The organism is Novosphingobium sp. PC22D (assembly GCF_002556635.1).
Taxonomy (GTDB): Bacteria; Pseudomonadota; Alphaproteobacteria; order Sphingomonadales; family Sphingomonadaceae; genus Novosphingobium.
In genome coordinates, this window is sequence record NZ_MWMO01000005.1 from 237669 (window position 1) to 261100 (window position 23432).

At 68.3% G+C, this 23432-nt stretch carries 24 protein-coding genes; 8 read left to right on the plus strand and 16 right to left on the minus strand.

The annotated features are described in order from the left end of the window. The first annotated feature begins 29 nt into the window (after positions 1–29). Positions 30–506, plus strand: a complete 477-nt coding sequence (locus tag B2G71_RS10755) for a DUF1465 family protein (protein ID WP_098105757.1) — start codon at positions 30–32, stop codon at positions 504–506. Positions 507–527: 21 nt separating this feature from the next. On the opposite strand, the gene B2G71_RS10760 is transcribed toward B2G71_RS10755, so the two are convergent. Then, entirely contained in the window at positions 528–2006 is a 1479-nt protein-coding gene (locus B2G71_RS10760) for a glycerol kinase (protein ID WP_098105758.1), read from the minus strand. Between the two features lie 111 nt (positions 2007–2117). Between B2G71_RS10760 and B2G71_RS10765 the strand changes: the two genes are divergently transcribed. From B2G71_RS10765 to nadA, 4 genes are all read left to right on the plus strand, one after another. Continuing rightward, the gene (locus tag B2G71_RS10765; RefSeq protein ID WP_098105759.1) at positions 2118–2993 is read left to right on the plus strand and encodes an MBL fold metallo-hydrolase; all 876 of its coding nucleotides are present in this window, start codon (positions 2118–2120) and stop codon (positions 2991–2993) included. Then, positions 2990–3664 (plus strand): DUF4230 domain-containing protein, encoded by a 675-nt coding sequence (locus B2G71_RS10770; RefSeq protein WP_098105760.1) that lies wholly within the window; start codon positions 2990–2992, stop codon positions 3662–3664. Before B2G71_RS10765 ends, B2G71_RS10770 begins: the two co-directional genes overlap by 4 nt. A 266-nt stretch (positions 3665–3930) precedes the next feature. Beyond that, a complete protein-coding gene (locus tag B2G71_RS10775; RefSeq protein ID WP_098105761.1) occupies positions 3931–4644 on the plus strand; it encodes a hypothetical protein in 714 nt (237 codons plus the stop codon). 103 nt (positions 4645–4747) lie between these two features. Beyond that, complete coding sequence (nadA, locus tag B2G71_RS10780; RefSeq protein WP_098105762.1) at positions 4748–5737, plus strand: quinolinate synthase NadA; 990 nt, start codon at positions 4748–4750, stop codon at positions 5735–5737. Positions 5738–5868: 131 nt separating this feature from the next. Here the strand turns inward: nadA and B2G71_RS10785 are convergent, their stop codons facing one another. From B2G71_RS10785 to B2G71_RS10795, 3 genes are read right to left on the minus strand one after another with little or no spacing between them, the layout of a single operon-like run. Continuing rightward, entirely contained in the window at positions 5869–7140 is a 1272-nt protein-coding gene (locus B2G71_RS10785) for a cytochrome P450 (protein WP_098105828.1), read from the minus strand. A 36-nt stretch (positions 7141–7176) separates the two neighbouring features. Then, positions 7177–8334, minus strand: a complete 1158-nt coding sequence (locus B2G71_RS10790) for an amidohydrolase family protein (RefSeq protein WP_098105763.1) — start codon at positions 8332–8334, stop codon at positions 7177–7179. A gap of 16 nt (positions 8335–8350) precedes the next feature. Further along, the gene (locus B2G71_RS10795) at positions 8351–9109 is read right to left on the minus strand and encodes an SDR family oxidoreductase (RefSeq protein ID WP_098105764.1); all 759 of its coding nucleotides are present in this window, start codon (positions 9107–9109) and stop codon (positions 8351–8353) included. 173 nt (positions 9110–9282) lie between these two features. Between B2G71_RS10795 and B2G71_RS10800 the strand changes: the two genes are divergently transcribed. Then, positions 9283–10899: a class I adenylate-forming enzyme family protein gene (locus B2G71_RS10800; RefSeq protein ID WP_168176334.1), complete on the plus strand. Its 1617-nt coding sequence runs from the start codon at positions 9283–9285 to the stop codon at positions 10897–10899. 3 nt (positions 10900–10902) lie between these two features. Here B2G71_RS10800 and B2G71_RS10805 read toward each other — a convergent pair whose 3' ends face one another. Continuing rightward, positions 10903–11637 (minus strand): TetR/AcrR family transcriptional regulator, encoded by a 735-nt coding sequence (locus tag B2G71_RS10805; protein ID WP_168176335.1) that lies wholly within the window; start codon positions 11635–11637, stop codon positions 10903–10905. Positions 11638–11844: 207 nt separating this feature from the next. Then, on the minus strand, positions 11845–12651 hold the full coding sequence (locus B2G71_RS10810; protein WP_098105830.1) for a fructosamine kinase family protein: 807 nt from the start codon (positions 12649–12651) through the stop codon (positions 11845–11847). 49 nt (positions 12652–12700) lie between these two features. Here B2G71_RS10810 and B2G71_RS10815 point away from each other — a divergent pair, with 49 nt between their 5' ends. Continuing rightward, positions 12701–14044: an MATE family efflux transporter gene (locus tag B2G71_RS10815; RefSeq protein ID WP_240530106.1), complete on the plus strand. Its 1344-nt coding sequence runs from the start codon at positions 12701–12703 to the stop codon at positions 14042–14044. Here the strand turns inward: B2G71_RS10815 and B2G71_RS10820 are convergent. Genes B2G71_RS10820 through B2G71_RS10865 form a run of 10 tightly spaced genes read right to left on the minus strand, consistent with a single transcriptional unit; the run spans position 14031 to position 22182 of the window. Then, entirely contained in the window at positions 14031–14645 is a 615-nt protein-coding gene (locus B2G71_RS10820; protein ID WP_098105767.1) for a DUF938 domain-containing protein, read from the minus strand. The two genes, B2G71_RS10815 and B2G71_RS10820, sit on opposite strands and share 14 nt — an antisense overlap. Positions 14646–14685: 40 nt before the next feature. After that, on the minus strand, positions 14686–15015 hold the full coding sequence (locus B2G71_RS10825; protein ID WP_206049371.1) for a hypothetical protein: 330 nt from the start codon (positions 15013–15015) through the stop codon (positions 14686–14688). Positions 15016–15019: 4 nt separating this feature from the next. Continuing rightward, positions 15020–15460: a chemotaxis protein CheW gene (locus B2G71_RS10830; RefSeq protein WP_098105768.1), complete on the minus strand. Its 441-nt coding sequence runs from the start codon at positions 15458–15460 to the stop codon at positions 15020–15022. Between the two features lie 23 nt (positions 15461–15483). Next, positions 15484–15855 (minus strand): response regulator, encoded by a 372-nt coding sequence (locus B2G71_RS10835; protein ID WP_098105769.1) that lies wholly within the window; start codon positions 15853–15855, stop codon positions 15484–15486. A 17-nt stretch (positions 15856–15872) separates the two neighbouring features. Then, the gene (locus tag B2G71_RS10840; protein ID WP_206049372.1) at positions 15873–16400 is read right to left on the minus strand and encodes a chemotaxis protein CheD; all 528 of its coding nucleotides are present in this window, start codon (positions 16398–16400) and stop codon (positions 15873–15875) included. A gap of 33 nt (positions 16401–16433) precedes the next feature. After that, positions 16434–17459, minus strand: coding sequence for a chemotaxis response regulator protein-glutamate methylesterase (locus B2G71_RS10845; protein WP_098105770.1), 1026 nt, complete (start codon positions 17457–17459; stop codon positions 16434–16436). Continuing rightward, on the minus strand, positions 17456–18325 hold the full coding sequence (locus B2G71_RS10850) for a protein-glutamate O-methyltransferase CheR (protein ID WP_098105771.1): 870 nt from the start codon (positions 18323–18325) through the stop codon (positions 17456–17458). The genes B2G71_RS10845 and B2G71_RS10850 overlap by 4 nt, the downstream gene beginning before the upstream one ends. Continuing rightward, positions 18322–20502: a chemotaxis protein CheA gene (locus B2G71_RS10855; protein WP_098105772.1), complete on the minus strand. Its 2181-nt coding sequence runs from the start codon at positions 20500–20502 to the stop codon at positions 18322–18324. Before B2G71_RS10855 ends, B2G71_RS10850 begins: the two co-directional genes overlap by 4 nt. Continuing rightward, entirely contained in the window at positions 20499–20759 is a 261-nt protein-coding gene (locus B2G71_RS10860; protein WP_098105773.1) for an STAS domain-containing protein, read from the minus strand. Before B2G71_RS10860 ends, B2G71_RS10855 begins: the two co-directional genes overlap by 4 nt. A gap of 25 nt (positions 20760–20784) precedes the next feature. Continuing rightward, positions 20785–22182: a methyl-accepting chemotaxis protein gene (locus tag B2G71_RS10865; protein ID WP_098105832.1), complete on the minus strand. Its 1398-nt coding sequence runs from the start codon at positions 22180–22182 to the stop codon at positions 20785–20787. Positions 22183–22379: 197 nt separating this feature from the next. Between B2G71_RS10865 and B2G71_RS10870 the strand changes: the two genes are divergently transcribed. Further along, entirely contained in the window at positions 22380–23414 is a 1035-nt protein-coding gene (locus B2G71_RS10870) for a chemotaxis protein CheB (RefSeq protein ID WP_098105774.1), read from the plus strand. Positions 23415–23432: the final 18 nt, after the last annotated feature.

Consider the following 23432-nt stretch of genomic DNA (forward strand, 5'->3'; position numbering starts at 1 on the left):
GCGCGTCCGGCGCAATAAGTCCATGATCCATGCCGGAGCCCGTCACCATCAATCCCCGCATTGTCGAGATGCTGTACAGCGAGGCGCTGGTCCTTGCCGACGAAGTTCGCGCGGCCTTCGCCCAGCCGGGCCGGCACGAGACGGACAGCGACGACGAGGACCTGGTGAGACTCGCGCTGTCGAGCGAAGGGCTGCGAACCACGACGCGGATGATGCATGCCGTCGCCTGGCTGCTCAATCATCGCGCGCATTTCATGGGCGAGCTGTCCGAGTTCCAGTTGCGCCGCCACGGCAAGCTCTCGGCGGACATGCGTCGCTCCGATCCGGCCCAGCTCGCGCTGCTCGATCCCGAAATTCGCGCGCTCGTGGTCGCGACCGAGCGGTTTTGCGAACGGCTGAGGCGCCTCGACAGCAACTGGCGCCGTATCGAGACCGGCGCCTCGAGCGCAATCGCCCGGCTACGCGAGCGAATCGAGGACCGTGTCGTTCTCGAAAATCACGGCTGACATGCCTTTCGTCTGGCGAAGCTAGACCGTCTCCAGCGCGCTCGCCCATTGCGCGATCCGCGCTTCGCGATCCTCGAACGTCATCGCGGGAGTGAAGGTCTCGACCGCTCCGCGCATTTCGCGCACCGCGTCATCGAGCGAAGCGTGGAGACCCGCGCCGGTCGCCGCGAGCATCGCCGCGCCGAGTGCGGTCGTCTCGACGAAGCGCGGCCGCTCCACGGTGAGGTCGAGCACGTCGGCGAGATCCTGCGCCATCCAGTCGTTCGCGCTCATCCCGCCGTCGATCCGCAGCGTGGTCCAGTCCGCGCCGTCGCGGGCGAAGGCCACGGCGAGGTCGCGCGTCTGCATCGCCATCGCCTCGAGCGCGGCGCGCGCGACATGCGCACGGCTGGTCGCGAACGAGAGGCCGGTGATGCTCGCGCGGGCCTCCGCGCGCCAGTGGGGCGCGCCCAGCCCGGACAGCGCCGGGACGATGACCACGCCGCCGTTGCTCTCCACCGAACGCGCCAAGGCCTCGCTCTCGGGCGCGGCGTCGATCACGCCGAGGCCGTCGCGCAGCCACTGCAGCAGGCTGCCGGCGACGAAGACCGCGCCCTCGAGCGCGTAGGTGCGCTTCCCGCCCGCCTGGCAGAGCACCGTGGCGAGCAGGCGATGCGCCGAGCGTGGCGGTTCGCCGCCCATGTTGGCAAGCACGAAGGCGCCGGTGCCGTAAGTCGCCTTGGTTTCGCCGGGCGCGAGGCAGCCCTGCCCGATCGTCGCCGCCTGCTGGTCGCCGGCCAGCCCGGTGATCGGAAGCGGTGCCCCGAGCAGATCGGCGCGCGCGACGCCGATCGCGCCGAAACAATCGCAGACTTGCGGCAAGGCCGCGCGCGGCACGCCGAACAGGTCGCAAAGCCCCTCGTCCCAGTCAGACCCCGCGAGCGGCAGCAGACTGGTGCGGCTGGCGTTCGCGGCGTCGGACACGTACGAACCGCCGGTGAGGCGGTGAACCAGCCAGGATTCCACGGTACCGAGCGCGAGCCGTCCAGCCCCTGCCGCCGCGCGCACCTCGGCATTGTTCTCGATCAGCCAATGCATCTTGGTGGCCGAGAAATAGGGGTCGATCACCAGCCCGGTCGCGGCCTGGATCGCCGGTTCGTGGCCCGCCGCGCGCAGCGCCTCGCAGTCGCGCGCGGTGCGCCGGTCCTGCCAGACGATCGCGCGCGCCAGCGGATCGCCGCTCGCCTTGTCCCAAGCGACGACCGTCTCGCGCTGGTTGGTGATGCCGATCGCGGCGATCCGGTCGGCGCCGCCCGCCTGAGTCACGACCTGCCGCGCACAGGCGAGCGCCGCCGTCCAGATCTCCCGCGCGTCGTGCTCGACGAGTCCCGGCGCGGGGTAGTGCTGCTGCAGCGGCCGCTGCGAGAGTGCGCGCAGCGCCCCTTCGCGGTCGAAGAGCATCGCCCGCGTCGAGGTCGTCCCCGCATCGATCACGAGGATGAGCGATCCGACCGCGTTCATCGGCATTCCTCTCCACATCCTTTGCCCTGGTCCGCCGCTTGTGCCGGGCCGCGAGGCTCGCCGCAAGCGGCAGGGGTGGCCTTGCCTTCCTCCAGCCCCCATATCGCCGACATGGCCGCCCAATCCGAAGACCGCCCTTATACCCTCGCCGATCCGGTAGCCCCGCTCGTGCGCCGCGTGCTCGCCCGCAATCCCTCGCCCTTCACTTATACCGGCACGCAAAGCTACATCGTCGGTGACGGCGAGAGCGTCGCGGTGATCGATCCCGGCCCCGACGATGCCGAGCATCTCAACGCGCTCGTGGGCGCGATCGGCGATGCCAGGGTCGCGGCGATCTGCTGCACCCACACCCACCGCGACCATTCGCCCGCCGCCGCGCCGCTCGCCGGGATCACCGGCGCGCCGGTGATCGGCTGCGCCCCGCTCACGCTCGAGGACGACGGTCCGCGCGCCGACGCGGCGTTCGATCCGGGCTACCGCCCCGACCGCGTGCTGGGCGACGGCGAGGCGATCACGGGCGACGGCTGGACGCTCGTCGGCGTGGAGACGCCGGGGCACACCTCGAACCACGTCTGCTTCGCGCTTCCGGAAAGCGGGGCGCTGTTCACCGGCGATCACGTCATGGGCTGGTCGACCAGCGTCGTCTCCCCGCCCGACGGCGACATGGCCGCCTATATGGCGAGCCTCACCAAGCTCTACGAGCGCGAAGAGGATCGCATCTATTTCCCGGCCCACGGCCCGGCGGTCGAAAAGCCGCGCCAGCTCGTGCGCGGAATGATCGGCCACAGGAAGCAGCGCGAACGCCAGATCCTGCGGCAGATCGGCGAGGGACGCCGGCTGATCACCGAGATGGTCCCGCATATGTACAAGGGCGTCGACGAGCGGCTCTGGCCCGCCGCGGGCCGTTCGGTGCTCGCGCACCTCATCGATCTGGAACAGCGCGGCGAAGTTGCGCGTTCGGACCATGAGTGGAGGATAGCGAGATGACGGACGAGACCCCGCCGCAAAAGGCCCCGAAGCAGCACGCGCTGGCGCGCACGCAGGGCGTGCCCTGGCTGCTGTTCGTGCTCGTCCTCGCGGTGGCGGGCTGGCTCGCCTACGCCGCCTATTGGCCGCAGGAGCGCGGCGATCCCAGCGCGACCGGGCTGCTGGCCTTCGAGAAGCAGAACAAGCTCACCGTATTCAGCGCGCAGCTCGCGCCGCTGGTCACCGCCGAGGACAGCCGGTTCATGGGGCTGGTCGAATCGCGGCAGGCCGCAGTGATCCCGGCGCGGGTCGACTACACGCTGGACTTGTCGGCGATGGATCGCAGCCGAATGAACTGGAATCCCGAGGACAAGACGCTCGAAGTGCTGCTGCCCCCGCTCAAGGTCGGCAAGCCCAATCTCGACGAAGCCCAGGCGAAGTACCTGCGCGAAGGCCTGTGGATCAGCCGGGAGGCGCAGGACAAGATGAACCGCGAGACCACGCGCAAGGCCCAGGGCGAGGCGGTCAAGCAGGCGAGCGCGCCCGCGCTCGTCGCCGTCGCCCGCTCCGCCGCCAAGGACGCGGTGCGCCAGAATCTCGCGATCCCGCTGCAAGTCGCCGGCTTCGGCGACGTGACGGTGCTTCCGCGCTTCGAGGGCGAGCCGAGCCCCGCAGCCGAAAAGGGCGCCTGAGCGCGCGTCGTCTCTCCGATACGGCGCGACGCTTGGCTTCACACGACCTCTCCGAGGCTCGCGCGCTGGCCTGCCTCACGCCCGGCGTCATCCAGCCGATGGTGAGCGTCCAGCACTGACGGCGCGCCGCGCGACCATCGTTCGTCGATCCCGGTCGGCGCTTCAGGCCGCCGGTCGAAATTCACAGCGCCCGCGTGCGTTTTGCCACCTCCCTCTTCCAGGCCCCGCGCTAGACGCGCCCATCACCTTGGAGGAGGGAATTCACCATGGCGTCTATCGCCCCTGTACGCCGGACCGCGCTGACGTTCTGGCAAAAGATGAATATCGGGATGGCGCTGTTCATCCTGTTCGGCTTCGCACAGTTCGCCGCGCGCGGTTTCGTCGACTATGACCACGCGCCGCTGATCTTCCACCTGCACGGCATGCTGATGGTCGGATGGCTCGGCCTCGTCGTCAGCCAGTCACTGCTCGCCGGGCGCGGCGCGCTGGCGCTGCACATGGCGATGGGCTGGGCGAGCGTGATCATGGTCCCCGCGATCGTGATCGTCGCGAGCCTCACCAGCCTTTCCGCGCTCGCCAGCGGACTCACCCCGCCGTTCTTCACCCCGGCCTACTTCCTGGCGCTGGTCCATGTCTCGGCGATCGCCTTCGCGGTCATGGTGATGGCCGCGGTCGTGCTGCGCGAGCAGACGGCGTGGCACAAGCGGCTGATGGTGGGCTCGAGCGTGCTGCTGCTCGAACCCGCGCTCGGCCGCGTGCTGCCGATGCCGCTGATCATGCCGTGGGGCGAGTGGCTGTCGCTGGCGATCCAGCTCGGCGTGGTCTGGCTGATCGTGCGCGAGGACCGACGCAGCCTTGGCGCGGTGCATCCCGCGACGCTGGCCGTGGCCATGGGAGTCGCCTCCTGCCACATCGTCTACGAGAGCCTGGCGCGCATCCCCGCCTGGCAGGCGCTCGCCACCGCGATCGCGGCAGGTTGAGGCGGAGGGACCGGGGCGCGAAAACGCTTGGGCTCGCGCCCCCTCGTCCCTAGATAGGCCGCGACGACAACCACAACGACGGCCGATCGCGCCCGGAGCATCCATGACCGCCCAACCGATTGAAAACCTGTCCGGACTCGACTTGCGCGCCGAAATCGAGCGCCTGCGCAAGGAGCGCAAGGCGGTGATCCTCGCGCACTACTACCAGAAGCCCGAGTTGCAGGATCTCGCCGATTTCGTCGGCGACAGCCTCGAGCTCAGCCGCAAGGCGGCGGAGACCGACGCCGAGGTCATCGCGTTTTGCGGCGTGAAGTTCATGGCCGATACCGCCAAGATCCTCAGCCCCGACAAGATCGTCGTGCTGCCGGACATGGAAGCGGGCTGCAGCCTCGAGGATTCGTGCCCGCCCGAGAAGTTTAAGGCCTTCCGCGAGGCGCATCCCGACCACATTGCGCTGACCTACATCAACTGCTCGACCGAGGTTAAGGCGCTCTCCGACGTGATCGTCACCAGTTCGAGCGCCGAAACGATCCTCCAGCAGATCCCGGACAGCCAGCCGATCATCTTCGGGCCCGACCGGCACTTGGGCGGCTATCTCAACCGCAAGTTCGGACGCGACATGCTGCTCTGGCCGGGGGTGTGCATCGTCCACGAGGCCTTCAGCGAGACCGAGCTGCTCAAGCTCAAGGCGCAGCATCCCGGCGCGCCTATCGCGGCGCACCCCGAATGCCCGCCGCACATTGTGGACCACGCCGATTACGTCGGCTCGACCAGCGGCATCCTGCAATACGCCAAGACCATGGAAGGCGACACGCTGATCGTCGCCACCGAGCCGCACATCATCCACCAGATGGAAACCGCGCTGCCGAGCAAGACCTTCATCGGCGCGCCCGGCGCGGACGGCAACTGCAACTGCAACATCTGCCCCTACATGGCGCTCAACACGATGGAAAAGCTCTACCTCGCATTGCGCGACCTCGAGCCCCGGATCGAGATCGAAGAGCCGCTGCGCCTCGCGGCGAAGAAGAGCCTCGACAAGATGCTCGAAATGGCGAGCGGCACCATCGGCAAGGGCGATCTCGGGGCACGGTAAGCGAGCGCGGCTCGGCCCCCTTCTCTCCTCATCCCGGCTTTGGCGGGAATGGGGAATTGCGGGGTGAGACTGAAGCAACGCGGAAGCACGTCAGACCGCCCCGCGCGGCACCCGGTCCCTCGCCCCGCGCGCTATCCCCGCCGGCGGAACGTTAGCGGCAGGCTCTCGATCGTGTGCGTCGCCAGCGTCGGCAGATAGGTGAGTTCGGAAGGGTCCACCGCAAGCCGGATATCCGCCAGCCGCCGGACGAACTCCTGCGCGGCGACCTTGATCTCCATGCGCGCGAGCGCGATCCCGACGCACTTGTGGATGCCCGAGCCGAACGTGAGGTTCGCCCCGAGGTTGCCGCGCTCGAAATCGAGGCCGCGCGGATTGGGGAACTTGGCCTCGTCGTCGTTGGCCGAGGCGTACATCACGCAGACCTGCGACATCGCCGGGATCAGCGTGCCGCCGATCTCGACGTCCTTCATCGCGGTGCGGAACAGGCCGTGGACGGGCGGCTCGAGCCGCAGCACCTCCTCGACGAAGCGCGCCATGAGGCGGTCGTTGTCGACATCGGGCAGCAGCCGTTCGGCGAGACCCTCCTGCGTCGCGAGCACGAGCAGGACGTTGGTGATCGCCGCGGCGGTCGTGTCGTTCCCCGCGATCAGGAAGGCGCGGATCGTCGCGATCTGCTCGGTGCGCGAGAGGCGCGGATTTTCGGCATCGGCGAGACTCGCCTCGACGATGTCGGTGGTCATGTCCTCGCGCGGTTCCTTTTCGCGCGCCTCGATCTCGCCGATGATCGTGTTCTGCAGGTCGCACATCCATCTGGCGTTCTCGAGCATGTCCTCGCGCGTCTGCATCCGGCCGATCTGGTCGAGCACCGCCTTGGTCCAGATCGCGATCCTTTCGGCCCCGATCTGCGAATAGTCGAAGCCGAGCTGCTCGCAGATGATGTGCGCGGTCATGGGCCCGGCGATGTCCTTCATCCCGTCGGCCCGGCCCCGGTCGGCGACACCTTCGATCAGATCGACGACGATCTGGCGGATGCGCGGTTCGAGGTCCTTCACCCGATGCGCGGTGAAGGCCTTCTCGGTGAGGCGGCGCAACCGCGTGTGCGCGGGCGGATCGAGCGCGAGATCGCGGATGAAGCCGCCGCCCTCTCGCTCCATGATGGCGGCGAATTCCTCGAGATGGCCGTTGGCGTAGCGGTCCTGATAGCCGTGCTCGAGCGAGAAGGTCTCGTCGTCCGTCAGCACCCGCACGCAATCGGCGTAGCGCGTGATCAGATAGAGATCGAGGCCGGGGTCGTAGTAGACCGGATCGCGCTCGCGAAGCGCGCGGTAGAAGGGAAAGGGATCGTTGCGGATCAGCGGATCGAGCCGCGTTTCGCCGCCTGCGAGTTCGAGCGTGTCGGTCATGGCGTGAATCTCCATTTCGGATCTGGGGCGGCGCGCTCAGTCGAGCCGGTAGAGGCTGCGCGCGGTCTCCCCGAGGATCAGCTTCGCGTCGGCCTCGCCCACCGCGTCGAGCACTTCGCTCACGGCATGGGCAGTGTAGCCGAAGGTGCCTTCGGAATGCGGATAATCCTGCGCCCACATCACCCGGTCGGCGCCGATCTCGTCGATCAGCTTGAGCCCGACCGCATCGGTCTGGAAGGTGGCGTACATGTGCTGCCGCCAGTACCAGGTGGGGCGGTGCTTCATCTCCCACGAGAACAGCTCGCGGTGCGCGCCGTAGGTCACCTCGCAATCCTGCAAGGCGCCCGCCACCCAGTTGATCCCGCCCTCGGCGAAGGCGAAGCGCAAGCCGGGAAAGCGGTCGAGCACACCGCCGAAGATGAGCTGGCCGAAGGTGCGGCGAAACGGATCGGCCTGGACGATGAAGAAGGTGCCGAACCCGCCGCGCCCGCCCGAGGCGGGCACCTCGCCGATGTGAAAGTTGACCGGCAATCCGGCCTCCTCGGCCGCGCCCCACAGCGCGTCCATCTGCGGGTCGGACCAGTCGATCGGATTGCCATCGCGGTCCTTGCCGGGGCTGTAGGGCAGCATGAAGCTCTTCAGCCCGAGGTCGACGATCTGGCGCACCGCGGTTTCGGCGCGCGCCGGGTCCCACCAGTTCGAGCAGATGCCCACGCCATGGAAGCGGCCCGGACTGCGCCGTCCCAGCTCCGCCATGTGCGCGTTGTAGGTGCGGTACATCAGCTCCTGCAGGTCCTGGTCGGGATAGCGGATGAAGCCCATCAGCGAGTTGGGATAGACGATCTCCTGCGCGATCCCCTCGGCATCGAGGTGGGTGTTGCGCACCTCGAGCCGAAAGCCCTCGTTGAGGTTCGAGCGCTCCAGCGCCCGGTCGACGTCGACCCCGGTGGGATAGGCCTGCATCGCGTCGGGAAAGCCCACGCGCCAGTACTTGTCGAACCAGACGCGCGGCGCCTGCGCCTTCATCGGCTCGGGGAAAGCCTCGTAGAAGATGTCCTCGGTCAGCTCGATGTGGTTGTCGGCCGAGACCAGTTCGCAGCCAACCGGCAGCACCGCGTCGGTCGGCTGCGCCTGGCGATCGACGATCATGCCCGCGTCCGACGCCGAGGGACTGCCGATCAGGGTATCGCTCATCTGGTCTCTCCCGTGCCTATTGCGCGGTCCAGGCGCCGTCGACGCCGATCGCCTGTCCGTGAACGTAGCTGGCGCCTTCGCCGCACAGCCACAGCACCGCCTGGCCGATTTCCTCGGGCTGGCCGATGCGGCCGAGCGGGCTGCCCGCGACCAGTTGCTCGATCGCCGCCTTCATCCCCTCGGCCTGGGTCATCGGCGTGTCGATCATTCCCGGGCACACCGCGTTGATGCGAATGCCCTGCTTGCCGTATTCGAGCGCCGAGGCCTTGGTCAGACCCGTGACGCCATGCTTCGAGGCGGTGTAGGCCGCGCAATAGGCGGCGCCGCGCAGACCGGCGGTCGAGCTGCAATTGACGATCGCGCCGCCGCCGCCCTTCAGCATCGCCGCGATCTCGAAGCGCATGCAGTGCCACAGGCCGGTGAGGTTGATCGCCATGATCCGGTTCCAGTTGTCAACCGAGCATTCGGCGGTGAGCTTACCCGGCTCGCCATCGGTTCCCGCCGCGTTGAAGGCAGCGTCGAGCCGGCCGTAGGTCGAGACCGCGCTTGCCACGGCGGCCTCGACTTGCGCGGCATCGGCGACGTCGCAGGCCGCAGGCGTCGCCTCGCCGCCCGCCTCGCGGATCATGGCCTCGGTCTCGCGCGCGCTCTCGGCGTTGAAGTCCACCAGCACGACCGCATAGCCCGCCTGCGCGAAGAGCCGCGAGGTCGCCCTGCCGATGCCCGAGCCCGCGCCCGTCACCAGTGCGACCTTGCCGCTGCCCTGTCCGCTCATTTCCGTTCTCTCCCGTTTGACTCTCGCCGGTGAGGTGGCACGAACCCGGGGCGGCATCCAGACACCGACTCCCGCGCATCGGCCCCGCGGCCGGATTTGGCTGGAACGATGGCCTGCATCGTTCCAGCCAATCGCGGTGGCCATGCCCGCCCATCCGGGCCATCAAGCGAGGCATGAGCGAGACCGAACCGCCCTCCACCGTCCCGGCGCTGCTCGCCGGCCACTTCGCCGCGCGCGCCGAACGCGATGCCGTGGCGATGGTGGGCGAGACGATCACCTACGCCGAACTCGACGCGCGCACGTCCGAAATGGCGCGCGCGCTGCTGGCGGCGGGCGCGGGCAAGGGCGCGCGGATCGCGCTGCTCGCGCCCGACGGAATCTTCTGGGTGACGGCCTTCCTCGCGGCGCTACGGATGGGCGCGCTGATCACCGTGGTCAGCACCTTGTGCACGCCGCGCGAGCTGGCGCACATCCTGCGCAACAGCGACGTGCAGTACCTGCTCGCCGCACGCCGCTTTCTCAGTCACGACTACGGCGAAAAGCTCCAGACCGCCTTTCCCGAGCTTGCCGGGCAGGCCCCCGGCGCGATCCGGCTCGAAGGAGCGCCGTTCCTGCGCGATGTCTGGATGGACGATGTCGAGGGCCTGAGCTGGGCAGCGCCGCGCGAAGACCTGCTTGCGCTCGGCGAGGCACCGGGCGCGCCCGGCCCGGCTATCCTCGCCGCGATCGAGGCCGAGGTCACTCCTGCCGACGACGCGGTGATCGTCTACACCTCGGGCAGCACCTCGATGCCCAAGGCGGTGGTCCACTCGCAATGGACGCTCGCGCGGCATCCGCGCGAACTGGCGAAGCTGTTCGTGCTGAAACCGGACGACCGGATGATGCCGATGCTGCCTGCCTTCTGGCTGGGCGGCATGGCGATGCTGATGCAGGTAATGAGCAAGGGCGCGACGCTGGTCTATCCCGCCTCGCCCGATCACGCCGACCTGCTCGCGGCAATCGAGACGCTGGACGTCAACCGTGTCAACGGCTGGGGCGACGGGCTCGCCCGCCTTCGTGAAGCGGCCGCGGCCAAGGGCATCGACGTCGATGCGATCATGGGGCTTGGCCCGTTCCGCGACGAGGCCGGCGACCTGATCCCGCCGCAGTTGTCCTCGAACCTGCTCGGCATGAGCGAGACCTTCGCTCCGCACAGCGGCGTGCCGATCAACGTGCGCCTGCCCGAGGACAAACCCGGCGCCTCGGGTCCGCCGGTCAACCGGTTCGAGCGGCGGATCGTCGATCCCGACACCGGCACGGTGCTCGGCGCGAACGAGGTCGGCGAGCTGCACCTGCGCGGCGGCGGGCTGATGAGCGGCTTCTACAAGAAGCGCCCCTGCGACGTCTTCACCCCGGACGGTTTCTACCCGACCGGCGACTTGTGCAGGATCGACGAGGACGACTACCTCACCTTCGTCGCGCGCCGCAACGACATGATCAAGACCCGCGCCGCCAACGTCTCGCGGCTGGAAGTCGAGGCGGCGCTGGCGCGGCTGCCCGGCGTGGCCATGGCGGTGGTGACCGGATTGCCCCACGCGGAATACGGCGAGATGGTCGCGGCGGCGGTCGTGCCGGCCGCGGGCGCCGAGCCTGACGAGGCCGGGCTGCGCGCGGCGCTCAAGGACGAGATTTCGAGCTACAAGATCCCGCGCCGGATCGTCTTTGTGGAGGAAGCGGCGATCCCGCGCACCGCGACCGGCAAGCTGCGGCTCCACGAACTCGGCGAGATGATCGCGGCCAAGCTCGGCTGACGCTCAGACGTTGGCTTCGTGGCGGTGCAGAACCTCGCGGATCTGCGAATTGGGCGTCAGCGCCGATGCGAGCAAATGCGAATAGCCCGAGTAGAGCCGGCGACGGAGCTGCTCAAGCGGGAACGGCCGGTCCGACCACTCGACGCACAGCCCGCTGGCGAGCAGGACGAGTTGCTCGGCAAGGTCGCGCACGTTGATCTCCGGGCGGATCGCGCCCGAGCGCTGCTGCTGCTGGAGCAGCTTGTGCATGCCCTTCAGCTCGCGGTCGCGGAAGTCGTAGAAGATCGCGCGCGAGCGCGAGAAGAAGATCTGGCTGACCTGCCTGCAGAACTCCGGCGAGGCCTCGACCGACTGCAGCCAGCGGTCGATGATCTCGATCACCGCGTGGCTGTCGTCCGCGCGCGGACTGGCGGTGCGGCCTACGTAGCGCGTGTACTCGCTGATGGCCTGCACGATCGCCTCGTCACGCGGGCCGACCAGGTTGTAGATCGTCTGCACCGCATGGCCCGAAGCCTCGGCGATGCGGCGCACGGTCACGGCCTCGAACCCGTTCTCGACCAGCAGGCGGCGGATCGTCGCGAGAATCTGCGCGCGCCGCAAACGCTGGTTGCGCCGCGTGACTGCCGCCACGCCGCCGGGGAAATGCAGGATCGGCAGGGCGGGATCGTACAGCACCGATGGCCCGCGCGGCGCGAAGCCGGCAGGGCTCTGGACGATCTGGTATTCTTGCTGGCTCAATAGCCTTCTCCCAATGGAGCAAGACTAGCATCGGCCCCAGGCAGCGCAAATCCGCCAGGGGGCCACGCAAACTTGACGCGGGGCGCAATGGAGCAAGGCGCAGAAGGCGACCATCGCCCCGCCCCCGCCGCCCTGCAGCATATCGGCTCGCCACGGGGCTCGCCTTTCGGAGCCATAACCGCGGGGCGCGCGCCTGGCCGCCGGGCGCTAGCAGCCCACTTGTGCCAGTTCCGCCTCGATGCCCGGGCGATAGCCTTCTCCGAACAGGCGGTAATGCACCAGCAGCGGGAAGAGGCGATAGATCGGCAAGCGCCCTTCCCAGCCTTGCTCGAGCTCGAGCGCGTGGAAGAAACGCTCGGGCGGGCGATCGAACAGCGTGAGCATGGCGACATCGACCTCGCGGTGGCCCCGGCAGCAGGCCGGATCGATCAGCGCGGTGATCTCGCTGCCCTCGCTCAGCACGTTGCCGCCCCACAAGTCGCCATGGAGGAAATCGGGGCCGGGCCGGTCGGGCAGGTGATCGCCGAGCCGCGCGATCAGCGCCTCGATGCGGCCCGCGAGATTATCCGGCAGATGCGGCAGATGACAGCCCAGCCGGTTCCCGCCCCAGAAGCGCGTCCAGCTTTCGCTCGGGGAATTGGGCAGCGTGACCGAGCCGAACGCATAATCGGCATCCCAGCCATAGTCGCCGGAGGTCTGGTGCGACCACTGCCGCGTGAGGATCTCCGCCAGCGAATCCCAGGCCACGCCGATTCCGCTGCGGCCGCGGCAATGGCCCATGACCATCAGCCCGTCGGCGCAGGCGACAACCGGGGGCGCCGGTGTGCCTGCCGCGGCGATCGCCCGCAGCATTTCGGCTTCGACATCGACCAGGGGGCCGAGTTTGGCGACCACACGATCGCCCCGCTCCAGCAGAATCGCGAAAACTTCGGAGATGTCTCCGCCGCCAAGGCCCTCTACCGAGCGAACAGGTTGGCCGAGAAGCTCCTCGACTCGCTGCGCCAGTTTTCTCATTACGCGAACTGGATTGACTGTGCGGCATTGCGCTGCAACCGCGAAAATCGTGACCGGACTTGCACATGACGCAAGGCAGGAGCGCGCGACCCGGCTGGTCTGGTCGATCGCGCTGCCCGCCATTCTCACCAATGTCGCGACCGCACTGTTCGGACTCGCCGACATGTGGGCGATCGGGCGCATCGGCGATCCCAGCGCACAGGGCGCGGTCGAACTCGGCGCGAAATTCATGCTCGGCCTGCTCAACGTCTTCAACTTCCTGCGCACCGGCACCGTCGCGCTGACCGCGCAGGCGGCGGGGCGCGCCGAGCCCGGCGAGCAGGCCGAGACCCTGGCGCGCGCCTTCGGCGCGAGCCTCGCCATCGCCACCCTCTTGCTGATCGCGATGCCGCTCGCCCTGCCCTTCGGGCTCGACGTGCTCCGGGCCGAAGGCGCGGTGCGCACGCAGGCTTGGGACTATGTCGCGATCCGCTACTGGGGCGCGCCCTTGTGGCTGGCGAACTGCGTCCTCGTCGGCTGGCTGATCGGTCGGCGACAAGTGCGCGCGGTGCTCGTGGTCGAAATCGCGGCGAACGCGGTTCACATCGCGCTCGACCTGCTCCTCGTGCTCGCGCTCGACTGGGGGGTGAAGGGCGTCGCCGGAGCGACGGTGATGTCCGAAGGCCTCAAGCTCGCGCTGCTCGCCGCGATCGTCCTGCGCCGGCCCGAAGCGCGCGAGGCGGGCGCGGCCTTCATGCAGCGCGCGACCTGGCACGCCACGCCGCTCAAGGCGCTGTTCGCCATGAACCGCGACCTGTTCGCGCGCACGCTGCTGCTGACCGGCGCGATGATGATCTTCGCGCGCAGCGGCGCGCAGCAAGGCCCGGTGATCCTCGCCGCGAACGGCATCCTGTTCCAGATCTTCATGCTCTCGACCCTGATCCTCGACGGGTTCGAGAACGCCAGCCAGGTGCTGTGCGGCGAAGCGATCGGCGCGCGCGACCGCCGCCGCTTCCTCGCGATGGTGCGCACGACACTGACCTGGGGCGCGGTGCTCGGCGCGGCGCTGGCGCTGAGCTATTGGATGGTCGGCGCGCGGTTCGCGGCGAGCTTCAGCACCGATGCCGACGTCCAGCGCGCCGCCGCGCGCTACATGCCCTGGGTCGCGATGCTGCCGCTGGCGGGCTTTGCCTCGTTCGTGCTCGACGGCGTCTTCGTGGGCGCGGGATGGACCCGCGCGATGCTCGCGACGATGGCCGCCGCGATCGCGGTCTATCTCGCGCTGCTGTTCCTCGACACCGGGCTCGGCAACGACGGGCTGTGGCTCGCCTTCACCGCGTTCTTCCTCGCCCGCGCGGGGGGTCAGGCGCTGGTCATGCCCCGGCTCGTGCGCCGCGCTTTCAGCGCTTCGTGAACAGCAGCATGCAGTTGTTCGCGGGCATGTCGACCAGTCGATCGAAGGCGAGGCCCTGCGTCCGCGCGGACTCGACGACGGCATCGACCTCGCGCAGGCCCCAGCGCGGATCGCGGCGCCTGAGGTCCTCGTCGAAAGCCGCGTTGCTCGGTTCGAGCAGGCGATCGCCGCGGCGATAGGGGCCATAGAGCGCCAGCGGCCCGCCCTGCGGCAGAACCGCTCCAGCGCCGCGCATCAGGCCGAGCGTCGCCTCCCAGGGGCTGATGTGGATCATGTTGATGCAGACCACGGCGTCGGCGCGCGGCACCGGCCATGGCGGCGCGGCGGCATCGAGTTCGAGCGGGCCGAGCAGGTTGCCCAGCGCGGCATCCTCCCGCCAGGCCGCGATCGAGGCGAGCGCGTCGGGCGAAGGATCGCTCGGCTGCCATTCGAGCCCGGGAAATGCGCGCGCGAAATGCAGCGCGTGCTCGCCGGTGCCGCTCGCGATCTCGAGCACCAGTCCGCTCGCGGGCAGCACCTCGCGCAGCACCGCCGCGATCGGCTCGCGGTTGCGCTCGGTAGCCGGCGCGTGGCGGCGGGCATCCTCGGGCTTGTCGGTCATGACGCGGGCCTAGCGCGCGCGCCGCCGGGTGGCAAAGGCTTCAGTCGCCCCAGAAGCTCAGATAGCCCGCGTCACCGGGATCGACGTCTTCCACCGGGCAGGCATCGGTGCCCTCATCGAGGAAGCCGCAGAAACGGCTGCGCAGCGAATCGATGGTGATCTTGCCCATCTCCTGCTCGCACATACCCGAAACGAGGATCGCCGCGAGCGCCCGCTGCTTCTGGGCAATCAGATCGATCGCCTGAAGCTCGCGCACGTGGCGGGCGGCGAAGGCGGGATCGCGGCAGAGCACTTCGCCAAGCGCTTCCACCTCGAGCCCGATCTCGGAAAGGACGCCCGCCATGGCATCGTATTTGGCTTGGGTCCTCATAACGTCAGGCGGCCATCGCGCCTTCCCCCGAGGCGCTGAGCGCCGCCAGGTCGAGGATCATGACCATGGTCTCGTCGATCGCCGCGAGGCCTTCGAGGAACGGGATGACCTCGTCCTGGCCGGCGGTCGGCGGGGTCTGCATAGCTTCGCGCGCCATGGTGACGATGTCGCTGACCGAATCGACGATCAGGCCATGGGCCTGTCCGTCGACCTGGCACACGATGATCGCGTGCCGCGGCGTCGCCTCGGTCGGCGTCCAGCCCAGCCGCGCGGCGAGGTCGATCACCGGCAGCACGGTGCCGCGCAGGTTGACCACGCCCGCGACGTAGTGGGGCACGCGCGGCATCGGCGTGACCGGCGACCAGGCGCGAATCTCGCGGATGGCCATGATGTCGAGCGCGAAGATCTGGCCCGAAACTTCGAAGGTGATGAGTTCGCGATGCATGTCCACGACCTTTCCTAAAAAAATCAGTGCGAGACGCGGCGGACGGCCGCGACCAGCTTTTCGGTATCGAACGGCTTGACAATCCAGCCCGTGGCGCCCGCCCGGCGCGCGCGGTCCTTCTTCTCGTCCGAGCTTTCGGTCGTCAGCACGAGGATCGGGCGGTCGCGATGGCGTGTGCCGCCCCGGACCTGCTCGATCAGGCCGAAGCCGTCGAGACGCGGCATGTTGATGTCGGTGATGACAACATCCACCTCGTTGACGGCAAGCCATTCGAGCGCGGCGACGCCGTCGTCGGCCTGGGCCACTTCGAAGCCGTTGGTGGTCAGGGCGTGGTTGAGCAGGGCGCGCATGCTGGCGCTGTCGTCCACCGTGAGAATACGCGTAGTCGTGGTCATGAAAGCCTCGCTTTTCGTCAGAACAGTTCGACTTCGCCGCGATGCTGCGCGGTCCGGGTCTGGGGCTGGGGTTTAATGTCGGGAGCTTCGGTGCTTGCCACTGTGCGGCAGCGCACCATGCCCGATGCCGGACGGAAATCCACGCGGCGCGCACTGACGCCGCCCAGGTCCTCGCGGACCAGTTCGATACGCTCGCGGTCAAGGAAGCCGCGCGCGAAATTGGCGTTCGAGGTGCCGATCTGGGCCATCCCCGAACGGATGTTGGCGCCGCCGTAGAGATGTGCGCGCAGGCGCTCCTTGCGTGCGCCGTTGGCGAGCATCTCGTTGATCAGCATTTCCATGAGATAGACTCCGTAGTGGACGTCCACTTCATCGCGGGCATGGCTGGCGGGCGGCTCGGGCAGCAGGAAGTGATTCATCCCGCCGACCTCGGCGTCGGGATCGAACAGGCAGGTGGCGACGCAACTGCCGAGCACGGTGCTGAGCTCGACACGCGGCCCGGCGCTGACCCGGAACTGGCCTTGCAGCACCGTCAGTCGAGTCATGTTCACGCCCATGGGATTGGATGGCGGCATGGCTCAGGCGGCTTTCGTAAGGGCATGGCGGGCAATGCGGTTGATGGGAGCGACGACTTGCGCCGCGCCGAGCGAGATCGCCGCGCGCGGCATCCCGAACACGGTGCTGGTGCTCTCGTCCTGGGCGATCGTGTGCGCGCCGGCCTTCGACATCGTCAGCAGGCCCTCCGCGCCGTCGGCGCCCATGCCGGTGAGCAGAATGCCCACCGCATGGGAGCCGACCACGTCTGCGACCGAACGGAACAGCACGTCGACGCTGGGAATGTGGCCCGAGACCGGATCGCCCTTGCGCAGCTTCGCGTAAGGCGCGCCGGCTCCGCCGACCATCAGGTGCTGATCGCCGCCGGGCGCGAGGTAGACATTGCCCGACCTGAGCGGCAGATCCGCCGTCGCGAGCTGCACGGTCGCCGGGCTGACCAGGTCGAGCGTTTTGGCGATCGCGGGCGCGAAACGCGGATTGACGTGCTGGACGATCACCGTCGGCGGGCAGTCGGCGGGGAATTCCTTGAGCAGGATCTGCAGCGCCTCGACCCCGCCGGTCGACGAGCCGATCGCGATAAGCTGCGTATCCGCGTTGATCTTGCGGCGGCTCTGCTCGACGAGGTTGGGAGTCGTCGTCCAGTGGTTGTTGAACTTGACCTGCGCGGCCTGGCGGATGAGCTCCGCGAGGCGGCCGTTGTCGTACATGTTGATCTTGCCCGACCGGTCGTATTTCGAATAGCAGTCGACCGCGCCCAGCGCGAGCGCGCGGGCCGTCATCTCGTTGCCTTCCTGGGTGTGGCCGGACACGATGATCACCGGCGTCGGCCGCAGGGTCATGATCTTCTCGAGGAAATCGAGCCCGTTCATTCCCGGCATTTCGATGTCGAGCGTGACGACGTCGGGATCGAAGCGCTTGATCAGCTCGCGCGCTTCCTGCGCATTGGACGCGGTGCCGATCACCGAAATGTCGGGCTCGTCGCAGAAACGCGACATCAGGATGGCGCGCATGGTCGGCGAATCGTCGACGATGAGAACGCGAATGGTCATGGCAGTCTCCGGCGATAAGTAGTGGGGCCGACAAGCTGGAAGTGTTCGGACGCCGGCCCCGTGACGCGTTCCGAATGACCGATGTAGAGATGTCCCTCGGGCTTGAGCGCCTCGCAGAAGCGGGCGACGAGCCGTTCCTTGGTGGGCACGTCGAAGTAGATCATCACGTTGCGGCAGAAGATCACGTCGAACTTGCCCGCCATCGGCCAGTCGCCCAGGAGGTTGAGGCTGCGAAAGCGGACCACCGAGCGCGCGGTCTGGCTGATCGTGGTCTGATCGCCGGTCTCCGCGGTCCAGGCCTGCCGCAAGTCGCCGGGCACCGGCTTGAGGTCCTTCGTCGCGTAGATCGCGCCTTCCGCCTTTGCGATCGCGTGGGGCGCGATGTCGCTGGCGAGAAACCGCAGGTCGGCGCGCGCCAGCGATTGCCCGGCCATGCGGTCGGGCCCGAGCATGGTCATGATCAGCGAATAGACTTCCTCGCCGCTCGAGCAGCCCGCCGACCAGATCCGCACCGGCTGGCGCCGGTTGAGCTGGCCCACGAGCGACGGCCGCACCTGGCTTTCGAAGTGCTCGAAATGGTGCGCTTCGCGGTAGAAGAAGGTGTGATTGGTGGTGAGAGCGGCCAGCGCCCGGTTGAGCTCCTCGTCGTCGCTGCGCATGCGCTCGACATAGTTGGCGAACGTCACCGCACCGGTCTGGCGGACCAGCGGCGCGAGGCGCGAGTAGACCAGCAACGCCTTGCCCTCGGGCAGGACGATGCCGACGCGCGAATAGACGATCTCGGCCACGGCGGAGAAGTCGGCCGGACTGTAGATCTCCGGGCTCACGCCGGGGACCGCGTCCTTCAAGGCGACACCCTGGGTCACGCGGCTTGCCTCTCGTGCGCGGGCAGCGCGCAGGCGACGAGCCCGTCGACATCGACGATCAGGGCGACGCGGCCGTCGCCCAGGATCGTCGCGCCGGCGACGCCATCGACCGAACGGTAGTTGGTCGAGAGGCTCTTGATGACGAACTGGCGCTGATCCTGAATGTCGTCGACGAGCAGCGCGGCCTGGCCCGCCGCCTCGGTGTCGACGACGATGAGCACGCCCTCCTCGGGCGACGTGGCGCCGCTCGGCGACCCGAGCGCCTCGCGCAGCGAGAGCACCGGAATGAACTTGCCGCGTACGTTGAGCATGTGGCGGCTGGACCCCAGCCCCTTCACGTCGCCCTCGGCGGGCCGCAGGCTTTCAAGCACGTGCGCGAGCGGAACGACGAGCGTCTGTTCGCCGACGTTGACGATCATGCCGTCGGAAATGGCCAGCGTCAGCGGCAGGGTCAGAATGAAGGTCGTGCCCTCGCCCGGCGTGCTGTCGATGGTGATGCGACCGCCCAGGTCCTTCACGTTCTGGCGGACCACGTCCATGCCGACACCCCGGCCCGAAACGCTCGAGATGGTCTGCGCGGTCGAGAATCCCGGCGCGAAGATGAGGTTGTCGATCTCCTCGGCGGTGAGCTGGTTCTCGGCGGATACGATGCCCTTCTCAATTGCCTTGGCGAGCACGCGTTCGCGATTGATGCCCGCGCCGTCGTCGGCGATCGAGATCAGAATGCGGCCCGAGCGGTGCTCGGCCGAGAGCGTCAGCGTCCCTTCGGGGTTCTTGCCCGCCGCGATGCGATCCTCGGCGCTTTCGATGCCGTGGTCGACCGCGTTGCGGATGAGGTGGGTGAGCGGTTCGCCGAGGCGCTCGATCACGGTCTTGTCGAGTTCGGTCGATTCGCCGATGACCTCGAGCTTGACGTGCTTGCCCGTGGTCGAGGCGAGATCGCGCAGAATCCGCGGCACGCGGCTGAACACGCTGCTGATCGGCTGCGCGCGGATCGACATCGCGCTTTCCTGGATGTCGCGGGTCAGGTTCTCGAGCAGGCCGAGTTCCTCTGTGGCGGTGATCCCGGCACCGTCGAGCCGCTGGACGAGCATGGCCTGCGCGATCACCAGCTCGCCGACGAGATCGATCAGCCGATCGAGCTTGAACAGGTCGATGCGGATCGACTGGCCAGCGGCGACCGCCGCCGGCGGGGCATTGGGCGCGGCGGCCGCGGCCGGGGCCGCGGGTTCAGCGGGCTTCTGCGCGGCGGGTTCGGCCGGCTTCTGCGCGGCTTCGACGCCGGGCTTGGCGACCGGCGCCGGCGCGGGTGCGGGAGCGGCGGCCGGTTCGATCTCGACCGGCGGAATGCCCTCGTCCTCGCCGATCGCGATCGTGCAGTCCTTGCCGACGAAATCGAAGATGTCGCGCACCGTGTCGGCCTCGACGCTCGCGGGCATGGCGAAGGTCCAGCCGAGATAGCCCTGGCCGGGATCGAAACCGTCGAGCGCGGGCACGGCGCCGACGTCGCAGCGCACGCAAGTCCCGCCGAGGTCGGCGAGATCGCGCAGCATCAGCAGCGGCTCGCTGCCGTTGCGCATGGCGCCGGCGTGCGGGCGCACGTGGACTTGCCACGGCTTTTCGGCTTCCGCCTCGGCCTCGGCTTGGGGAGCAGAGAATCCGCCGCTGATGTCGTCGAGCAGAGAATCGAGGTCGAGGTCGAGATCGTCCCCGCCTTCGCCGTCGCTCTGACCGGCCGGTTCGGACGGCGCCGCGGTCACGGCCGGCTCGGGCTCTGCGGTGGCGGGCACGGCGCCGCTTCCGCCGGCCTGGGCCGCTTCCATTTCCGCGATCAGCGCCGCATCGGCGGGCGCATCGCCGCCCTCGCGCGCGGCCTCGACATGATCGCTGAGCGTATCGAGCGCGCGCAGCAGCAGGCCGATGAGGGCATCGCCGAGGTCCACCGTGCCTTCACGCACGTCGGACAGCAAGGTCTCGAACGTGTGGGTATAGGCCTGGAGCGCGGTGTAGCCGAAGGCGCCCGCGCCGCCCTTGATCGAATGGACTGCGCGGAACACGCCGTTGATCGTGTCGCCATCCTGCGTGCCTGTCTGGCAGGCGGCAAGACCGGCCTCCGCAGCCGCGAGCGATTCCTCGCACTCGACGAAGAAGATCTGCTGGATTTCCTCGGGTGTCATGCCTTGTCCCCATCGAAGAGTTCGCCGGTCAGGCCGGTCATTTCGGCGGCCTTGGTCAGCGCATCGGAGCGCGTGATCGTCGCGCCGTTACCGCTGCGCCGTGCGCTCACGAGCAATTGCAGAACCGACTGGCCGATCTGCGTCACGGCGCTCCCGTCGACTTCGGTCGCGCCGGAGCCCATCGCCGCCACGAACTCGGGAAACAGCGCCTCTGCGGCGGCCCGGTCGCAACGCGCGGGCAGTTTGATTGTGGTCATGAAAAATCGCTCCCTCCGCTCTCGGTCAGAACTCGCTCCAGTCCTCACCGCTGGTGTCGGTGGACTTGAGCGCGAGATTTCCGGTCACGCGCGGCGCGGCGACCGCCATCACCGGCGCCGCACGCACCGGGCTCGGCAGATCGCGCACGTTGTCCCCGCCGCCGCTGGTCTGGAAGCGCGAGACGAGCGTGGTGAGCTCCTGCGCCTCGCCCGCGAGACTGCGCGCCGCGGCGGTCGACTGCTCGACCATCGCCGCGTTCTGCTGGGTCATGCGGTCCATCTCGCCGACGGCGCTGTTCACCTGCTCGAGGCTCACCGACTGGCTCGAAGCCGATTCGCTGATCTGGGTGACGAGCCCGCTGATCTCGCCGACCCGCTCGACGATCTTCTGGAGCAGGTTGCCGGTCGCGGAGACGAGTTCGACGCCGCCGGAAACCTGCTCGCTCGAGGCGGTAATGAGTTCCTTGATGTCCTTCGCCGCCTCGGCCGAACGCTGCGCCAGCGCGCGCACTTCGTTGGCGACGACGGCGAAGCCCTTGCCGGCATCGCCCGCGCGCGCCGCCTCGACGCCCGCATTGAGCGCCAGCAGATTGGTCTGGAAGGCGATCCCGTCGATCACGTTGATGATCTGAGTGATTTCCTGCGACGACTTCTCGATCGCGGCCATCGCTTCGGTGGCGCGGCCCACGACTTCGCCGCCCTCGGCCGCCTCGCGGTGCGCGTCGGCAATGGTGCGCTGCACCTCGGAAGCGCCCTTGGCGGTCTCCTTGATGCTGTCGGTGACCTGGTTCATCGCCGCCGAGGTTTCCTCGAGCGAAGCGGCCTGCTGTTCGTTGCGCATGGCGAGATCATCGGACGCGGCGCGAATTTCCGACGCGCCGGTCGATACGCCCGCCGCTGCGTCGCGAACCGCGCCGATGGTCGAGGACAGGGCGTCGAGCGCGGCATTGAAGTTCACCCGCAGTTCGTCGTACTTGCCGGGGAAGGGCTGGGTGATCGCGCAGTTGAGCTTGTTTTCGGCGAGCTGGCGCAGCGCATGGCCGAGCGAAGTGACGAGCTTCTCCTGCGAGGCGCGGCTCTCCTGCACCTCCACCGCCGAATCACGGAACGTCACCATCGCCTTGGCCATCCGGCCGATGCAGTCCTGATACTCGGAATAAGGGATGTCGCTGCGCGTATCACCCGCGGCGAGAGCCTCCATCCGAACCACCGTGTTCACGTAGGGCGTGCAGATGCGCTGCGCGGAGACGGCGACCGTCAGAATCGTGAACAGCACAGCGGCCCCGCTCACCGCGAGCAGTTCGAGACCCGCGCCCGCAAGCCAGGTCGTGACGACGCCCACGGCGGCCAGGGCCGTGTGGACGACGAAAAGCACCCTGAACTTCACCCGAATCGGCGCCGTTTTCTCGAACCATTCCAACATCACGATCTCCAACTGACCAATCAGAAAGCGCGGGTCGCCGGAACGGGACCTCGCTCGGCGTCCCAATTAACCATCGGCTGGAAAGGGGCGATTACACGGGCGCTCTGTTGAACTCCGTAGGCTGCTCGCAAGATTTACTATGAAGCGATGCGCTAGATCGGCCCTCCCCCCAAAGTGAGACATGAAAGGCCTTTCCCATGCACGACGCTCGCGTCCTCGTCGTTGACGACTCCGCGGCCATGCGCGCGCTGTTCTGCGACGTCCTCGAACAATCGAAGAACGTGAGAGTGGTGGGCACGGCGGCCAACGCCGCCGAGGCGCGCGACCTGATCCCCGAACTGATGCCCAACGTCGTCACGCTCGACGTCGAGATGCCGGGCATGAGCGGGATCGAGTTTCTCGAGGAAGTGATGGGCAGCGCGAGCCCGCTGCCGGTGGTCATGCTCTCCTCGCTGACCCAGTCGGGCACCGAGACGAGCCTCAAGGCCTACGAGCTGGGCGCGGTCGAGTGCTTCCCCAAGCCGCTCAAATCGAGTCCCGAGGAATTCGCCAAGATCGTCAGCAAGCTCGGAAAGATCGTGGTTGCCGCGGCGAACTCGAACCTGCGATCCAAGCCCAAGGTCAAGGTCGAGAAGACCGGCGAAGGCGACACCTACGTTCCCAACGGCAAGGTCGTGGCATTCAGCGCCTCGATGGGCGGGGTCGACGCCTTGTCGGAGATCCTCTCCAGCTATCCGACGCAGTGTCCGCCCACGATCATCGTCCTGCAGATCGAGCCCGCCGTCGCGCAGGCCTTCATCGCGCGGGCCAACAAGGATTTCGCCTGCAACGTGGTCGCCGCCGAGAACGGTGCGCAGCTTACGCCGGGAACGGTGCACATCGCCTTTGATCCGAGCCGTCACATCGTCGTCGAACCCGGCGATCCGGGCGTGCTGCGACTGATCGACCGAGACCCGGTCGAAGGCTTCCGCCCCTCGGCGACGCTGCTGTTCGGCTCGATCGCGCGCGGCGGCAAGCCCGCGCTCGGCGCGGTGCTGACCGGAATGGGCGAGGACGGCGCCAAGGGCCTCAAGCTGCTGCGTGACGCAGGCTGCAAGACCCTGGCGCAGGACCGCAACACCGCGACCGTGCCGCAGGCCCCGGCCGCCGCCGTCGCCGCGGGCGCGGTCGACAGTGAACTGGGCCTCGAGGATCTCGCCGCCGCCGTGCTCGCGGCCTGCGGCGAAGGCTGACCAACCCTGGCGGCGCCG

Bases quoted from the DNA above. Each gene is read 5' to 3' on its own strand.
- B2G71_RS10870 (WP_098105774.1), top strand. From the start codon at position 22,380: ATGCACGACGCTCGCGTCCTCGTCGTTGACGACTCCGCGGCCATGCGC.
- B2G71_RS10820 (WP_098105767.1), bottom strand. From the start codon at position 14,645: ATGACCGACAAGCCCGAGGATGCCCGCCGCCACGCGCCGGCTACCGAG.
- B2G71_RS10765 (WP_098105759.1), top strand. From the start codon at position 2,118: ATGGCCGCCCAATCCGAAGACCGCCCTTATACCCTCGCCGATCCGGTA.
- B2G71_RS10785 (WP_098105828.1), bottom strand. From the start codon at position 7,140: ATGACCGACACGCTCGAACTCGCAGGCGGCGAAACGCGGCTCGATCCG.
- B2G71_RS10760 (WP_098105758.1), bottom strand. From the start codon at position 2,006: ATGAACGCGGTCGGATCGCTCATCCTCGTGATCGATGCGGGGACGACC.
- B2G71_RS10830 (WP_098105768.1), bottom strand. From the start codon at position 15,460: ATGCATCGCGAACTCATCACCTTCGAAGTTTCGGGCCAGATCTTCGCG.
- B2G71_RS10790 (WP_098105763.1), bottom strand. From the start codon at position 8,334: ATGAGCGATACCCTGATCGGCAGTCCCTCGGCGTCGGACGCGGGCATG.
- B2G71_RS10825 (WP_206049371.1), bottom strand. From the start codon at position 15,015: ATGAGGACCCAAGCCAAATACGATGCCATGGCGGGCGTCCTTTCCGAG.
- B2G71_RS10755 (WP_098105757.1), top strand. From the start codon at position 30: ATGCCGGAGCCCGTCACCATCAATCCCCGCATTGTCGAGATGCTGTAC.
- B2G71_RS10865 (WP_098105832.1), bottom strand. From the start codon at position 22,182: ATGTTGGAATGGTTCGAGAAAACGGCGCCGATTCGGGTGAAGTTCAGG.
- B2G71_RS10845 (WP_098105770.1), bottom strand. From the start codon at position 17,459: ATGACCATTCGCGTTCTCATCGTCGACGATTCGCCGACCATGCGCGCC.
- B2G71_RS10775 (WP_098105761.1), top strand. From the start codon at position 3,931: ATGGCGTCTATCGCCCCTGTACGCCGGACCGCGCTGACGTTCTGGCAA.
- B2G71_RS10835 (WP_098105769.1), bottom strand. From the start codon at position 15,855: ATGACCACGACTACGCGTATTCTCACGGTGGACGACAGCGCCAGCATG.
- nadA (WP_098105762.1), top strand. From the start codon at position 4,748: ATGACCGCCCAACCGATTGAAAACCTGTCCGGACTCGACTTGCGCGCC.
- B2G71_RS10810 (WP_098105830.1), bottom strand. From the start codon at position 12,651: ATGAGAAAACTGGCGCAGCGAGTCGAGGAGCTTCTCGGCCAACCTGTT.
- B2G71_RS10855 (WP_098105772.1), bottom strand. From the start codon at position 20,502: ATGACACCCGAGGAAATCCAGCAGATCTTCTTCGTCGAGTGCGAGGAA.
- B2G71_RS10860 (WP_098105773.1), bottom strand. From the start codon at position 20,759: ATGACCACAATCAAACTGCCCGCGCGTTGCGACCGGGCCGCCGCAGAG.
- B2G71_RS10770 (WP_098105760.1), top strand. From the start codon at position 2,990: ATGACGGACGAGACCCCGCCGCAAAAGGCCCCGAAGCAGCACGCGCTG.
- B2G71_RS10795 (WP_098105764.1), bottom strand. From the start codon at position 9,109: ATGAGCGGACAGGGCAGCGGCAAGGTCGCACTGGTGACGGGCGCGGGC.
- B2G71_RS10840 (WP_206049372.1), bottom strand. From the start codon at position 16,400: ATGACTCGACTGACGGTGCTGCAAGGCCAGTTCCGGGTCAGCGCCGGG.
- B2G71_RS10800 (WP_168176334.1), top strand. From the start codon at position 9,283: ATGAGCGAGACCGAACCGCCCTCCACCGTCCCGGCGCTGCTCGCCGGC.